The organism is Nocardia sp. 852002-20019_SCH5090214, from assembly GCF_001665865.1.
GTDB lineage: Bacteria > Actinomycetota > Actinomycetes > Mycobacteriales > Mycobacteriaceae > Nocardia > Nocardia nova.
Genome location: NZ_LZMK01000209.1, coordinates 1 through 937, shown reverse-complemented (window position 1 = coordinate 937; position 937 = coordinate 1). Strand labels below are relative to the sequence as shown.

The 937-nt window shown below is 70.3% G+C and carries 1 protein-coding gene; it reads right to left on the bottom strand.

What is annotated here, in order from left to right; translation table 11 throughout:
• Positions 1-472: 472 nt before the first annotated feature.
• A complete protein-coding gene (locus A5780_RS16565) occupies positions 473-760 on the bottom strand; it encodes a hypothetical protein (RefSeq protein WP_064908889.1) in 288 nt (95 codons plus the stop codon).
• Positions 761-937: the final 177 nt, after the last annotated feature.

Below are 937 nucleotides of genomic sequence, written 5' to 3'. Positions count from 1 at the left end.
GGTCTGCTGCACCAGATCGGTGGTCTTCCGGTGCCTTTCCACGTCACCGGGTTTCCGCACTGAAGACACGACCGGGAGGCGACCATACGGCCAGGCTACAAGTTTCTTCCGGACGAAACTCCCCCTCTGACACGCCGTGGTGCAAGAGGTGTGACCGGAAAATGGGACCGGAAGGAAGGAGGTTGGGCAGGTGCGGTTGCCCCGCGCATCATGTGCCTCACCCGTCCCAACCGGAAACCACAAAGACAGGAAACATCGCACTGCGCTCAGGGGCTCTGCGGCTCGGCGGCCGTACCCCATTTCGGGTACCGGACCCGCACCCCGGTCCGACCGGGCTCCGGCCGGTGGCCATGGCGGGGGTTGCGGACGGCCCTATGCTGAGCGGTGCCGGGCCCGGCCAGGCAGATCGGAACTCTCGGGGCCGGGCCCGGACCAGAATCGTCGTCAGCCGCGGTTGCGGTGCTCGGTTCGGTCAGTTGCAGGAGGCTGCGAACGGATAGCACGGCGGTGCCGGCGGCGGCGCGGCCGGTGCCGGTGCCACCTGCTGGGGCGCGACCGCGGGCGCGGTGCTCACCGGCGCGGTGTCGTCGGTGCGGGTGGGATGGGCGTGGGTGAGAGCCAGCACCACCAGCAGCAGGACCACACCACCCACCACCGCGCCGAGGACGGCAAGGATCGGCGTCGGCGAGGTGCTGTGATAGCCGTGGAAGTGCGGATTGCGGTAGCGCCCCGGGCGGGCGCGGCCGCGGCGCGCGCTCACCGGCCCCGCCGCTCGACGTGATTCCCGCGCGGTGTGTGTCCCCTGCGGCCGGTCCCCTCTACAGCCTCGATCCCCATACCCGAAGTATCCCAGCCGATCCCGGCCCGACCGGTCGGGCCGGGATCGGCTGGGATACTTCGGGTATGGGGATCGAGGCTGTAGAGGGGACCGGCCGCA